This window comes from Alteromonas sp. 5NW40-0090, from assembly GCF_057552975.1.
On sequence record NZ_BAAJLT010000004.1, the window covers coordinates 126,826 to 140,238 of the forward strand.

At 41.3% G+C, this 13,413-nt stretch carries 11 protein-coding genes; 6 read left to right on the plus strand and 5 right to left on the minus strand.

Annotated elements, in window-relative coordinates; all coding sequences use genetic code 11:
• The first annotated feature begins 74 nt into the window (after positions 1–74).
• Positions 75–980: a DUF350 domain-containing protein gene (locus AC27KT_RS06240; protein ID WP_487128345.1), complete on the plus strand. Its 906-nt coding sequence runs from the start codon at positions 75–77 to the stop codon at positions 978–980.
• Positions 981–1,079: 99 nt separating this feature from the next.
• On the opposite strand, the gene AC27KT_RS06245 is transcribed toward AC27KT_RS06240, so the two are convergent.
• Positions 1,080–1,427, minus strand: coding sequence for a GIY-YIG nuclease family protein (locus AC27KT_RS06245; protein ID WP_487128347.1), 348 nt, complete (start codon positions 1,425–1,427; stop codon positions 1,080–1,082).
• Positions 1,428–1,458: 31 nt separating this feature from the next.
• On the opposite strand from AC27KT_RS06245, the gene hldE reads away from it, so the two are divergent.
• Positions 1,459–2,889 carry a bifunctional D-glycero-beta-D-manno-heptose-7-phosphate kinase/D-glycero-beta-D-manno-heptose 1-phosphate adenylyltransferase HldE gene (gene hldE, locus AC27KT_RS06250; RefSeq protein WP_487128349.1) on the plus strand — a complete coding sequence of 477 codons (1,431 nt, stop codon included), beginning with the start codon at positions 1,459–1,461 and terminating at the stop codon, positions 2,887–2,889.
• Between the two features lie 156 nt (positions 2,890–3,045).
• On the plus strand, positions 3,046–4,110 hold the full coding sequence (locus AC27KT_RS06255; protein ID WP_458730350.1) for an XrtA/PEP-CTERM system-associated ATPase: 1,065 nt from the start codon (positions 3,046–3,048) through the stop codon (positions 4,108–4,110).
• Positions 4,111–4,242: 132 nt separating this feature from the next.
• Here AC27KT_RS06255 and AC27KT_RS06260 read toward each other — a convergent pair whose 3' ends face one another.
• From AC27KT_RS06260 to AC27KT_RS06275, 4 genes are read right to left on the minus strand one after another with little or no spacing between them, the layout of a single operon-like run.
• Entirely contained in the window at positions 4,243–5,916 is a 1,674-nt protein-coding gene (locus tag AC27KT_RS06260) for a porin family protein (protein WP_487128351.1), read from the minus strand.
• Positions 5,885–6,790 carry an XrtA-associated tyrosine autokinase gene (locus tag AC27KT_RS06265; RefSeq protein WP_487128353.1) on the minus strand — a complete coding sequence of 302 codons (906 nt, stop codon included), beginning with the start codon at positions 6,788–6,790 and terminating at the stop codon, positions 5,885–5,887. The genes AC27KT_RS06260 and AC27KT_RS06265 overlap by 32 nt, the downstream gene beginning before the upstream one ends.
• Positions 6,790–8,358: an XrtA system polysaccharide chain length determinant gene (locus AC27KT_RS06270; protein WP_487128355.1), complete on the minus strand. Its 1,569-nt coding sequence runs from the start codon at positions 8,356–8,358 to the stop codon at positions 6,790–6,792. The genes AC27KT_RS06265 and AC27KT_RS06270 overlap by 1 nt, the downstream gene beginning before the upstream one ends.
• A gap of 26 nt (positions 8,359–8,384) precedes the next feature.
• Positions 8,385–9,017 (minus strand): XrtA/PEP-CTERM system exopolysaccharide export protein, encoded by a 633-nt coding sequence (locus AC27KT_RS06275; protein ID WP_487128357.1) that lies wholly within the window; start codon positions 9,015–9,017, stop codon positions 8,385–8,387.
• Positions 9,018–9,166: 149 nt separating this feature from the next.
• On the opposite strand from AC27KT_RS06275, the gene AC27KT_RS06280 reads away from it, so the two are divergent.
• Genes AC27KT_RS06280 through AC27KT_RS06290 form a run of 3 tightly spaced genes read left to right on the plus strand, consistent with a single transcriptional unit; the run spans position 9,167 to position 13,102 of the window.
• On the plus strand, positions 9,167–10,579 hold the full coding sequence (locus AC27KT_RS06280) for a TIGR03013 family XrtA/PEP-CTERM system glycosyltransferase (protein WP_487128359.1): 1,413 nt from the start codon (positions 9,167–9,169) through the stop codon (positions 10,577–10,579).
• A 30-nt stretch (positions 10,580–10,609) separates the two neighbouring features.
• Positions 10,610–12,010: an exosortase gene (xrt, locus tag AC27KT_RS06285; protein ID WP_487128361.1), complete on the plus strand. Its 1,401-nt coding sequence runs from the start codon at positions 10,610–10,612 to the stop codon at positions 12,008–12,010.
• 3 nt (positions 12,011–12,013) lie between these two features.
• The gene (locus AC27KT_RS06290; protein ID WP_487128363.1) at positions 12,014–13,102 is read left to right on the plus strand and encodes a GNAT family N-acetyltransferase; all 1,089 of its coding nucleotides are present in this window, start codon (positions 12,014–12,016) and stop codon (positions 13,100–13,102) included.
• Positions 13,103–13,413 lie beyond the last annotated feature (311 nt).

A 13,413-nucleotide genomic window follows, 5' to 3' on the forward strand; every position in this document is an offset into this window, starting at 1 on the left:
GTGATTACTTCAACGATTTTAATTTCTAGGGACAACCAGCATAGAACTTCGTATGTTCAAGGAGCAAAGATAACGTGGAAGCCTTACTAAAACTAGTACCTCTAACGCAGGAACTTTTGATTTACCTTGCCATGGATGTGGCAATAGCGTTAGTGCTACTGATGATTATGAAATGGCTGACTGGTGCATTTAGAAAGTACTCAGTAACTGAAGAACTTGGTGTTAAAGATAACTTTGCGTTTGGGATTAGCATTGCTGGAGGCATGTTGTCTCTGTGTATTGTATTAAGTTCAGTAGTAGGCCGGCATATAGGCGTGGGCTACCAAGAAGCAGCCATTGGTATGGTTACCTTTGGCATAGTGGGTATTATTTTAGTGAAATTTGGGCGCTTTGCTCACGACAAGCTAGTACTTAATAAACTAGACACCCACACAATGATTGCCGAACGAAGCGTGAGTGTGGCACTTGTTGATGCTGCGAGCTTGGTCGCCAGTGCAATAGTGCTGCGTAATATTATGATATGGGTTGATGGCAGCGACATGAATGCGCTGATTGCCATAGTCACGGGCTTTACCGTGGTGCTAACTATGCTGCTTGTTATGACACGAATTTTAGAGTTCAGATATGCGCGTGATAATCAAAATGACTCATTTCAAGGAGCGCTTGAGAAAGGGCAGTTAGCGCTCGCTATCGAGCATAGCGGCAACCTGCTTGGTACGGCTATGATTGTTTCAGCGGCAAAGAACTTACTTATCTACAATCCATCTGGCTATGTAAGTAACGTAACGGGATGGTTGATTGTGAGTGTGGGTTTGGCTATCGCGCTTCATTTATTGGTTCTAGTGAATAAAAAAATCATTCTTTTTGGTATGAATTTTCGACAAGAAGTGGACCATCAACACAATGTAGGTGTTGCTGCTTTAGGTTTTACGTTGAGCATCGGTAACGCTATGATCATTAATGGAGTTCTAGGTGGCTAATTAAGCATATAGTGGGCTTTCACAAACCTAGCTTTCAAAATGCTAAACCTTTAGCGCTCTAATTAGATGGTGTTTGGTGACAATGCTGTAGCCAAACTCTTATTCTTCAAACGCTGATTTTATACATGACAAACCATTGAGCTGCTTTTTTTGAATGATGCCGTTTTTTTGAGGGCGGCTCATTTGTTTAACCGCATGTTCGAGTTTTGCTGCCTGAGCTTTGTCGGCAACTTCAAATACAGCCCTCAAGATTAACGGAGACTTACCTTTAAGCGCCTTTGCGCCGCCTTTTAGTAGCCCCCTATGCTGAGCTATTCGACGTTTAGGGTCGGTAGTAATACCCGTATAAATCTGTCCGAGCTTGTTCTCCACCATATAAAGATACCAAGAGGGATTTACGTTTGGTTGGTGGGTATTGCCTGTCTTGGCTGTTATACTCTGTGCCAATGTACTCAATGTCTAAAAAGTTACTCTTAGCATGATATTACCAGATTTTAGTAAAGCAAAAGTGCTTATTGTTGGCGACCTAATGTTAGACCGTTATTGGAGCGGTGGTACAGGGCGTATATCACCTGAGGCGCCCGTGCCAGTGGTGAACGTTAATAGTTCTGAAGACCGAGCTGGTGGCGCCGCAAACGTTGCAGTAAACGTAGCAACTCTTGGGGCTGAGGTAACCTTGCTGGGAATGTGCGGTAAAGACGAAAACGCCAACATATTAAAAGAGCGATTAGAAACTCACGACATTCGCTGTGAGTTCTTCGAAGTTGATGGCTTCGATACTATTACAAAGCTTCGAGTAATGAGCAGAAATCAACAGCTTCTGCGCTTAGATTTTGAGAAGAGTTTTGAGAAGGCAGACAAATCGGCATTGGAATTAGCTTTCGATAGAGCGCTAGACAATGCTGACGTTGTTATTCTAAGCGACTACGCAAAAGGTTGTTTAAGCAACCCACAAGCTCTTATAGAAAAAGCACGCAGCAAGAATAAGCGTGTGGTAGTAGATCCCAAGGGCAGGGATTTTGGTAAATACGCTGGTGCCACATTAGTTACACCTAATATGGATGAGCTTCGCGGCATTGTGGGCGAGATAGGTAGTGAACAAGTGCTGGTGGAAAAAGCGCTGTCACTAAAAGAATCGCTGAATTTAAGTGCTCTTCTTGTTACGCGTTCAGAAGACGGCATGACATTGTTTGACGGTGACAACACCGAATTTCATTTGCCAGCAAAAGCGAAAGAGGTCTATGACGTAACCGGGGCAGGGGATACCGTAGTATCAACTTTAGCGGTAGCTATAGCCTGTAACTTGCCACTTCAAGCTGCTTGTGTGCTTGCAAATTTAGCGGCCAGCGTTGTCGTAGGTAAATTAGGTACGTCTACGGTAACCAACACCGAACTTGCATTAGCGTTAGGTGAGCAGTCTGTTCATCTTGATGGCGGCGTCATGACGGAAGACCAGCTAGAAATAGCGCTTCAAGCTGCCAAAGCCCGAGGAGAGCGGATAGTTATGACCAATGGTTGTTTTGACATTTTGCACTCCGGTCATGTTGCTTATCTCGAAGAAGCGGCACAGCTTGGTGACCGTCTAATTGTTGCTGTTAACACAGATGCGTCTGTGACCAAATTAAAAGGACCAGGCCGCCCTGTGAATAACGTTAGCCGACGTATGGCTGTATTAGCAGGGTTAAGCGCGGTCGATTGGGTTGTACCCTTTGAAGAAGATACGCCTCAGCGAGTTATTGCCCGATTACTGCCAGATGTACTTGTAAAAGGCGGCGACTACAAAATTGAAGAGATTGCAGGTGGCACTGACGTTCAGGCAAATGGTGGAGAGGTAAAAGTACTAACGTTTGAAGATGGTGTATCGACTACGGGTATCATTGAGCGCATTACTGAAAACAAACTGCGATAAGCCTTTAGTGGAAGCTATAAAGATAATACTTCGATAACGGCGCGTTGTTGGTTACCATATGGATTAAAAGCATAGGTAAAGCATAACGCGCTAGCCTTGACCAACTTTAAGCCTTGGTTTTGAACACACATTTCTAATGGAATAACGGCAAATAGTATGTACGAAAGTTACTATGGACTTAACTCGAAACCGTTTCAGTTAACCCCAGACCCTGAATTTTTCTTTGCAAGTAAATGGCACAAGCGCGCCATGTCGTATCTGCAATATGGCCTGTCTCAGGCCGAGGGGTTTATTGTTATTACCGGTGGAATTGGAACGGGTAAAACCACCGTAGCAAATAGCCTGCTTGAAGAAATTGAAGACGATATTGCGGCAGCGCAAATAGTTACGCCAAAGCTTTCGCCAGACGAACTAGTAAAAATGGTCGCGTCAAAATTTGATATCCCTACTGAGGGACGTTCAAAAGCAGATATTTTAAAAGCGCTAGAAATTTTCTTGTACGACTTAAATAAAGCGGGGCGCCGTGCTTTATTACTTGTAGATGAAGCCCAAAATCTGCCGCTTGAGACCATCGAAGAGCTTAGAATGCTGAGTAACTTTCAGCTAAACGGCAAGCCGCTTATCCAAAGCTTTTTACTTGGCCAGGAAGAACTACAGCCTATCCTGCGTGCGCCTAATATGGAGCAGTTTAGGCAGCGTATTGTGGCGTCTTGTCACTTAGCGCCGCTTTCGTTGGAAGAGTGTAAAGAATATATCGAATACCGTTTGCATCACGCTGGTTGGAACGGGTCTGCACTATTTAGTGATGAAGCGTTAGAACGCATTCATATGTTCTCTCGTGGCATACCTCGTAAAATTAACACCCTAATGGACAGGGTAATGCTTTATGGCTTTTTAGAAGAACTAGAGAGCTTCGATGCTGATGCGGTAAACGAGGTTATTGAAGAAGTAAAAGCCGAAATGTTTGAGCCGGATAAAACGGGTGCGGAAGTGACCGAACATATGGGCTTTGCCGACCACCCCGAAAGCCAAACGATTATGACGCCGAAAGGCAACGTTATTCGCGACACCAAATATTATTTGGATATGCTGGCTGAGTTAGTCGATGCCTTAGATGACGCCATTTCACAAAAAGTGAAAATGACGCAGTACGTAGATAAGCTTATGAAGAAGAAGTTTAAGACGTATGTGCGGCTTAAGAGTGATGATAAGAAAGAGTGATGTTTAAGTTCGATATTGCAATAACATTGAGTAAAACTTAAAAGCGCCTCTTAGAGGCGCTTTTAAGTTTAAATAGAGCTATGCTACCTTTGTGTATAGCGAGTAATTTACTTGTGCACTAATATTAAACGGTTAGTCGAATGTATAAGTGATAGAAGCACTTAAGCGACGATCGGTATAATTGCTTCCGAAACGACTACCAGCGTTTAAATCTCCGTCTTGTTTGAGATATTTAGCATCAACATTTACCTTCATCCGACGACCGAACTCTCTTTCTAAACCTATGGATGCGTTCCAGTTATCGCTTTCGCCCGTGAATGTACCTTCTGCTCCTTGACCAGTAATGTTAGCGTAATTAATGCTGCTTGTTATGCTTGTGTAACTACCAACCTTGTACGCTAAGCTTGAACCGAAAGAGTAGGTGCGTCTTAGCCTATCTTCATCTAAGTAGTCGTCTTCAGAATAGCGCCAGGAAAAAGCGAGGGTAATTCTCGAAAAGTCGTATCCAGCTTGAAAGTTTGCACTTTTTCGTAAAATAATATTGTCGTCGAACTCTAAATTTTGAGACGTAAGCTGAACCAACTGCTCACCAGCGCTGAGGCTATAGCTCAAGCTATTAGGCTGAAAACAGTCGGCTATGGATAGCGAGGCTGTAGGACACACAAATACCCCCAAATTTTCTGGATCTGCTAGAAGTCGGGAAGTATTTGTAACATTCTCTGAATAACTAAACGACGTTCGAAGGTACTTGGAGTTATAGCCGATTGTTGCTGAAGCCGATTCCCCGTAAAAACGACGTCCGTATGTGGCAGCGATGCGAGTACGGGTACTTAAGGCCCACTGCAAATCGACACCTACGAATGTTTCACCATCATCGTCTTCGATATCTGAGTCGCTTTTATTTGCTGTTATCGAGATATAACGGTTTTCAGCCTGTCGATAAGTTAAACCTGCACCATAAGAGTTAAATTCTCTAACTAAGCTATTGGTATCGTCTCTATTAGATATTTGGTTTGCCTCGTGCATCGCGGTTAAACGGAAAGCCCATTTCCCGTAGATTCGAGTGTCTATATAACCATCACCGGTTCTAGACTCAAAATCACCACTGTTCGTCTGGCCACGCTCGGTATTTTGGTAAGTGCCCTTCACTGACCAGATGATGTACTTAGCTTCATCGCCATTGATTAAGTTACCAGTAAGCTGATAGCTGTCATTGTTTAAAGCGTTGTTGTTAGTTAAAGACCGTTCAGACGCTGTGTCAGAGTATGAGGCAGTGCCTTGCCCTCTTATCCAGTCGCCTTGGTCAATAGTCAGCGTAGACGAAAGCCTGTTAGAGCGAGTTTTTGCTAAACTGTCAGAGTTTGCAATAAAATCACTAACCAAAAAGTTTGCAGAATTTGTGTTCTGGTATGTAAGTGCACCAGTAGCTTGAAGTATCAACAAGTCTCTGAAAGGTACCCACTGCGCTGAATAGTTGTATTCTCCATAATTTTGGCGCTGACTAGTGTCGTCATTGTCGCGTTCTAGATGAGTATAGGTACCGGACCAAAGGCCTTGGAATGTTCGTGTTTGGTATACTGCATTCACTTGAGGTGCTATCGTTAACGTGGTGAGAGAGCGAGTGCCATTATCTTCAGTTTTCACGTTCTGATGAGTTGTGTCGGCTGAAGCTAAAGCGCTTACTTCTAACTTAGCCTGCGAGGAGAAGCTTGTTGCAATAGAGAAAGCAATGATAGATAGTTTGATTACTCGCCGTTTAAGCATAAAATTACGGTTAATCACTGCGCTCTGAGTAGTAGTACCCATAATATCCACTTCCATCTGTGTCGTGATGAACTGACTTGTTTACAACGAAACCTATTGCCATTTCAGGGTTCAGTCTTTCAACTGCCATTTTAATATCACTTACTTTAGCGCGACCCTCTTCAACTACAACAACCGCTTGTCCAGCAAAGTTGGCCAAAATTGCACTCTCATTTATTCCTATTAACGGTGGTGTATCGAAAATTACCACTCTATCGGGATACCTATTTGCGAACTCATTTACAGTATCATGCATTTTCTTACTAGCTAACATCTCAGTCGATAAGTGATGTGATCGTCCTGCGGGAATTATCTTCAGCTTACCTATATTAGTACCGTAAAGTACATCAGAGATATCGTCAACATCTCCAACAAGGTACTCCATTAGTCCCTTGCGTCGTTCAAGTCCCAAAGTGTTTAAAACATTAGGTTTAAGTACATCGGCATCTACTAGCAACACAGTCTTGTCCTGCTCCGCAGCAATGCTTAACGCCAAATTAGTAGCCGTAAACGTTTTTCCTTCAGAAGGCCTGCTGCTTGAAACCATTATAATATTTGGGTTATGCAGTGTTTTAGCTAAGTTACCGAAAGCGTTTGCCAATAACTTCCTTTTTATTTCTCTGTACTCTTCGTTTATTTGCTTACGCTCGCCTGACACAGAGATATGTCCATTAGCACTTAATCTTTGCAAGTCAATTTCGAATATGTCATTAGATGAAGCGCTTGAAGAGTTGTTCGTACGAGTTTTGATTTCTACCCCTAGTTCGGAAGGTGCCGTAGAAGTTGGCTCACTGTCTTTATCATTTGTCGATGATTGATTTTGGTTTTGACTAGCATGCTTTTTCTTCAACAACGCTTTTTCTATCGTATTGGACATTATAAATACCTCGTGACCAAGTTTACGTTCATTGTTTCAGCGGCTACAAGTATGCAGTAAAAGCCAAGTAGTACCATACAAGAACACGCAAAGATAAAAACTCTAGTTCTGTTCTTTTTCTTAATTTGTTCTATGTCGAGATGACTCACTGTACCCCATATCGGATATTCAGAAAGAGATGATAACTGTTTGGGCCGAATCAAAATTGGTGATAACTGACTTAACAATAGTGCAAGCCCAACACCTGTACCAAAACCGACCAGTAGAACAGCCGTATATAGAATTAGTCTATTAGGACCAGAGGGGGTATTTGCTACTAAGGGAGGCTCAATTATTCTGAACTGCAACTCTTCAGATGACACTTCGGCGCGTCTTGATAGGTCCGCGGACTCCCTACGAGAAAGTAATTCTTCATATTTCTTTTTAGTTATACCGTAATCTCTGTTTAAAGCGGTAGACTCCGCTTCAATCTGAGGAATTAAATCAACTTTCGATTCAAATTCCGCAATCTTAGTTTCCAAATCTGACTCTTTTACTTTTAAAGACGCCACTTCACCTTGTAACTTACTCATTTCTAGACGAATTTCCTGAGTAAGCTCATTAAGTGGAAGCTGGTCTTCTTCATCAACAGAAGCTAAAAATGCGTCTATTTCTTTCTTGCGATAGTCTTCTAAGCTTTGTAGTAGCTGTCTAGCCTCTACTACGTCAGGGTGCTTATCAGTAAAGCGTAATTGTAGTTTGTCTAGCTCTTCCTCGAGGTTTCTAATCCTGTCATCATATCGAGTTTTTAAACTGGATTCTTCTTCACTAGAAACAGAGAAGCTATCCGACGCCGAAGACTTCTTTATTTGGGAGCGAAGCGTGTCTACCTGTTGCTGCGTCTGTTTAATACTTAGCCTAGTAAGTTCAAGTTCTGCATTAAGGTTTTGAAGGCTACTGTAGTAGGTGCCTGACATTGGCAAGATATTATTATATTGTCGTTTGAATTGAGCTAAACGTTGCTCTGCCTCGGTTAGACGGTTCTCATATTCTGCAATCTGTTCTTCAAGAAAGCGCCCAGCGGTATCTGTATCTCGCCTGTTGTTCCCTAAGGAACCTTCAACAAACAGATCCAAAGTTTCTTGTACAACCCTCTGTGCTACGACGGGGTCTTTATGCGAAAAAGAGATGTTATAAATATTTGTTTTACCAGCTGATTTAAGGTCTATTGAAGAAGATAACTGTGTAACTAAGTCTTCGAATTCCCTGTCGCTATTTGTAGTAATATCTAGATCACTTTCCCTAGCGATAATTTCAACGTTGGTTCGACTCAAAAGAGTTCTGGCCATCATCCTAACTTCCTCATCAGGGTTAGATTGTATAGCCAAGCCCCGCAGGAGAGGTTGGAGCACTGAACGAGTATCTACGTATACTTTTGCATCAGAATTGTATTGATCGGGAAGGGTAGCTACTATAAAAAAACCAATTGGGCAAATTAACCATGACGCAATAATCACATAGCGCTTTTTAATCCAAATACCCTTAACTAAATCCAATAATTGAATTAAGGTTTGTTGTAAATCCTGCATTTAAATGTTCCGTGTACTGCTAAGAACTAAAACCAAGCTTCTGGTATGATTATGACGTCTCCCGGAAGTATATCGATATTCTTTGTTATATCTCCATCTCTAATTAAATCGTCGATATTTAAAGAATACGTAGCCTTTTTGTTATTCTCGACCCTAACTAATTTGGCATTATTTCCATCGGCGAATTCAGTCAAACCACCCACGGCAATCATAAGGTCCAATAATGTCATGTGCTCAGTATAGTTAACTGCGCTGGGATTAGTCGCCTCTCCAATTACTCTTACTTGCTCGCTCAAGGGCCCTGAAAAACTATTGACGCTAACTGTGACTCTCGGATTATTTATATAAACCGAAAGTTGTTCTTCAATCTCTCTTGCAAGCATAGTTGGCGTTCGACCAGCTACATCAATATCTTCAACCAACGATGTGGTTACCTTTCCGTCAGGTCTAACAATGAATTGACCGGAAACTTCAGGGTTCCGCCAAACAAAGATTGTTAGTGAATCCCCTGGACCGATAAGATATTGATAGTCATTAACGTCTGTAGTGAGGGAAGGTCGTGTTGTCGCTTCTGGTAACGAAGAGGAACTATTACATCCAGTGATTAAAGAAATGATTATGCAGACTGTTGCGTTTCGTAACGAGCAGAAGCGGTTCATAAGAGATCATCCTACACTCAAATGGTTAAATTTTCACGTTGTGGCGAGTACCCTACGGTAATTATCACTATAATGCCAATAACAATTCTAGTCTATTAGAAAAAATCCCTTTATGATACGTAAGATAAAGTAGTTTTGGGAGGCCAGGGGTGGCAGTTAACAAGCGAAATCAGAATAAACGCTCAAATATTTTAGTTATAACGGAAGCGTTGCTCATTGCTTATATTGGGTACATTTCCCACTTCATATTGACGCAGATAGGTCTATCTTTTGAAGTTCCTGTAGAGAAACTTTTAGTTAATACCGGCTTATTGACAGTGTCAATTTTGTTATGTTCTTTATCTGTAGGTCTTTACGAGGCTAAGCTTCGTGAAACGTTTAGAGGAATAATACGCCGAATTTTCGTTAGTGTAGGACTAAGCTACTTTTTAGTTGAAGTTGTCAGTCGAGTCTTGTTTGATGACTTACTTATGGATGGCTATTTTCTACCCGCTTCAGTTTGCGCCATTATCATAACACTTGTTGTGTTTAGGTACTTTACAAACCGACTAGGGTTACTTGGTCTGGGTAAAGTTAGGATCATAGTATTGGGCGCGGGTGAGCGTGCATCTATCATCGAAAAAAGAATGCGTCGCGATGTCGATCGCATAGGTTTCGAACTCGTAGGTTTTATCCCTATTCCGGGGGATAATAGAGAAGATGGGATACATAAAGAAAAGATTATCCATGTAAAAGTGGACGAGAGTTTTCAAAAGTTCATAGCGGATAACGATATTGAAGAAATTGTTATAGCGTGTGATCAGCGCCGCGGTACTTTGCCTGTTGAAGTGCTTTTTGATTGCCGGTTACGAGGCATTGAAGTAACTGAGTTGCTCGATTTTATGGAGCGAGAGACTGGCCAGATAGTTGTGAACCTCATGTATCCTAGCTGGGTCATTTACTCCAACGGTTTTAAAAGCCAAAACTACTTGAGGGACGCTTTAGACTATTCAGTTAATGCAATTCTAGCTTTCATCATATTTTTCTTTGTATGGCCTGTAATGCTTGCTACTGCAATCATTATTTATCTTGACGATGGTCGCCGGACTGGAGTATCCGTACTCTATAAGCAAGAGCGGGTTGGTCTTAATGGACAACTTTTCAAGATACTTAAATTTAGAAGTATGCGCCCCGACGCAGAAAAAGATGGTGCTAAGTGGGCGAGTAAAAACGATGATAGAGTCACTAGAATAGGTCATTTCATTCGAAAGTATCGAATAGATGAACTTCCTCAATTGCTTAACGTTTTCAAGGGCGAAATGTCATTCATCGGCCCCCGTCCAGAAAGGCCTCAGTTTGTTGAGCAACTAGTTCGCGAAGTGCCTTATTACAATCAACGGCACAATGTCAAACCTGGCCTAGCAGGGTGGGCTCAGCTCAATTACCCCTATGGCGCTAGCGTTGAAGACTCAATGGAAAAGTTGAAGTTTGATCTTTATTACGTGAAGCACCAGAGTCTGTTATTAGATATACTGATTTTGATAAGAACCGTTGAAATTGTGTTGTTTGGAAAAGGAAGATAGTTTCCAGTTATAAAAAAGGGACAGGGTAGTATGTTGGCAAGGAGTAACTTAAAAAGCTTTAGCATCGCTTTAGTTATTGCATTACTGTGGGCTGTAGTTAATTACCATGTGATGCGAACACTTTGGGTGCACGGTTTTGACGACGGTACATATTCACATGCCTATCTTGTACCCTTTATCATAGTCTACCTGCTGTATACATGCGCACAGACAGGAAAATTTGAATTACGTACTTCGGTTAATCGCTATTGGCTAATTTTTGGTTGTTTAGTCGGCGCAATCTACATAGTTGCGCTCTTTTCACAAATCAGCTTACTATATTGGTTTTTTTCGTTGGCTCTGCTGATCGTAGTCGTATTCCAAGTATTCAAGTTTAGTTGGTTTTTAATTTTCCCACTCGTATATCTGATATTAATTTATCCTTTTTGGGGGGCATTTGCTCCATTCTTTCAAGACCTCTCTGTTTTTGTAGTAACGCTCATAATGTCTTTTACAGAGATTCCAGTTTTTGTAGAAAATGAGTTTGTTACAATTCCTGCGGGCGTTTTTGAAATTGCAAGGGGGTGCAGCGGTTTAAGATATATTATTGTATCGTTAGCCATCAGTTCATTATATGTCTATTTGTATCTACGGACAGTTAAAAGTGCGTTAATCTTCGTAACTGTCGCCTTATTCGGCGCTTTAGTAACTAACTGGGTCAGAATAGTTTGCCTTATTCTTATTGGGCACTACACCAACATGGAAAGCTCCCTAATGACTGACCACAATAATTTCGGTTGGTATATTTACATTCCTGTTGTCCTAATTCAGTTTTATATTGGCGCAAGGTTGGAGCGCTCAGAGGAAGTATTAGGTCTTCATAATAAAAAGGTCGGAAAAACTAAACCGTCAGCTTCTGTTTCTTTTAATAAGCGCGCGTTGATGAGCGCTATGGTGCTTCTTCTTTCGGCCTCTTCAGTTTCAGTTAATCTTTACACAACAGCCTACACTAAAAATCATCACGAAGCAGAATCCCGTTGTGAGCTAGCCGTTACAGATAATATTTTTACTGTTTATAACTTCGACTCTGTATGTGAATTGGTTAGCGATAAAGCTGAACAACGTCAATTTAAGTTTTTATATAGCGGAAGGTTACTCGATGGGAAAGCGAGTTACTACCTAAATACAGTTATACCTGAAACGCATCGACTTTTATCGGAACGTAATGATAAAGAGTACAAGACTTTACTCACTAAAAACAACGTCGGTCAGACTTGGTTATTAAAATATAACTATGAAATGGATGGGGCGACGTACAGTTCTCCCAAATTATTTAAATTTGCACGTTTAAAAAATGCGTTAAAAGGAAAGACAGAGCATTGGTTGAATATTTCTATTGAGAAGTGCGATTTTGCATGCGTAAAGTCTTTTTCGAGACAACAGGGCGATTAAAACGTGCAATTAAAAGTAATCCGCACAGTACCCGACTTTAAGAGTTTAAAAGAGCATTGGCAATCACTTGACAGAAGGGCGTGCAACAAGAACCTTTTCCTGAGTTTCGACTGGCTTGATGCGTGGGTAACTACGTTTTCTAGCAGTATATCTACTATGGCTGTTGTCACTGTTTGGGAGGGCAAGGAATTGGTTGGTTCGCTGCCTTTATATACTAAAAGTGATGAACCTGCCGGTGTATTCCGGTTTCTAGGTTCTGGAGAACCAGAACCATCTGAGGTTTGTAGTGAAGGGCTAGATGTTTTACTTCTATCTCCATTAGGAGCGAAATTTGGCCAATTTTTAACAGAGGCCTTTATACAAATTGGTTTGAAGAAGCTAATAGTAAGCAACAGCTTTGAAGATAGTTTCCTGGCTAGACAACTTCAAGATAGTGGTTTTTTTAAGACTAAACAATTTATAGGCAATCGTTATTTCATTCGAGCGAAGGAGGAAAGCACTAAACTCGAAAAGAGAACCGCTCGTTATTCTAGAGCTGCAGAGAAACTAGGGGTTAGCTTCCACGTACTCAATACGGTTGAGGAATTAGACAGCTACTTCGGCGAATTAAAATCACTTCACAACTTGAGGTGGCGTAAGAGTCAACCAATAACTATTTTTGATAATGATAAATTTTGTTCATTCCATTTAAAGCTTGCAGAGGCATTGATCAAAAAAAATGGTCTGTCGTTAGTTTTATTAAAAAAAGAAAATAAATCTATTGCTATCAACTACTCGTTGGTATCAGGTAATGATCTTGTTTTTTATCAAAGTGGTGTTGATACATCGTTTAAACCTAACCTGTCTCCGGGAATGCTTCTACATAGATATCAGCTTGAACTAGCGCGCGAGCTAAAGCTAGACAAATATGACTTCTTACTTTCCATGCCTCCATCCTACAAAGAAAGCATCACAGAATGCGCTAAGCCCGTTTTCTGCTTTACCTACTATGAATGCTTTTCCGCGTTTTTATTAGGTAGGGTTTCAAAATATGTCTCACTACTTAAAAACAGATTATTTGGTAAGAATAAAGAGGTAAGTTTTGCAGGGTAATACGTCTCACAATTCGGCAGCGAATGGACAATCGCAGGCGGGCTTCGCTTACTTTCTACTTTGTGTATACACCATGCTGCTGCTTGCTCGACCCCACGAGTGGCCGTTATTTGACATAGAGTTTCCACTTTTAAGAACATTTTTAATTTTAACGTTTTTGTTCTACCTAATTGGCCTCAAACCCAAGGTATGGAACGTACAGTGTACGATACTTATTTTATTGCTTTTCTCAATGCTTCTGTCGGAGATTCGAGCGTATAGGTATTTTAGTGATTTAAGCAAACTAATTGAGTGGATTAATGCGAATATAA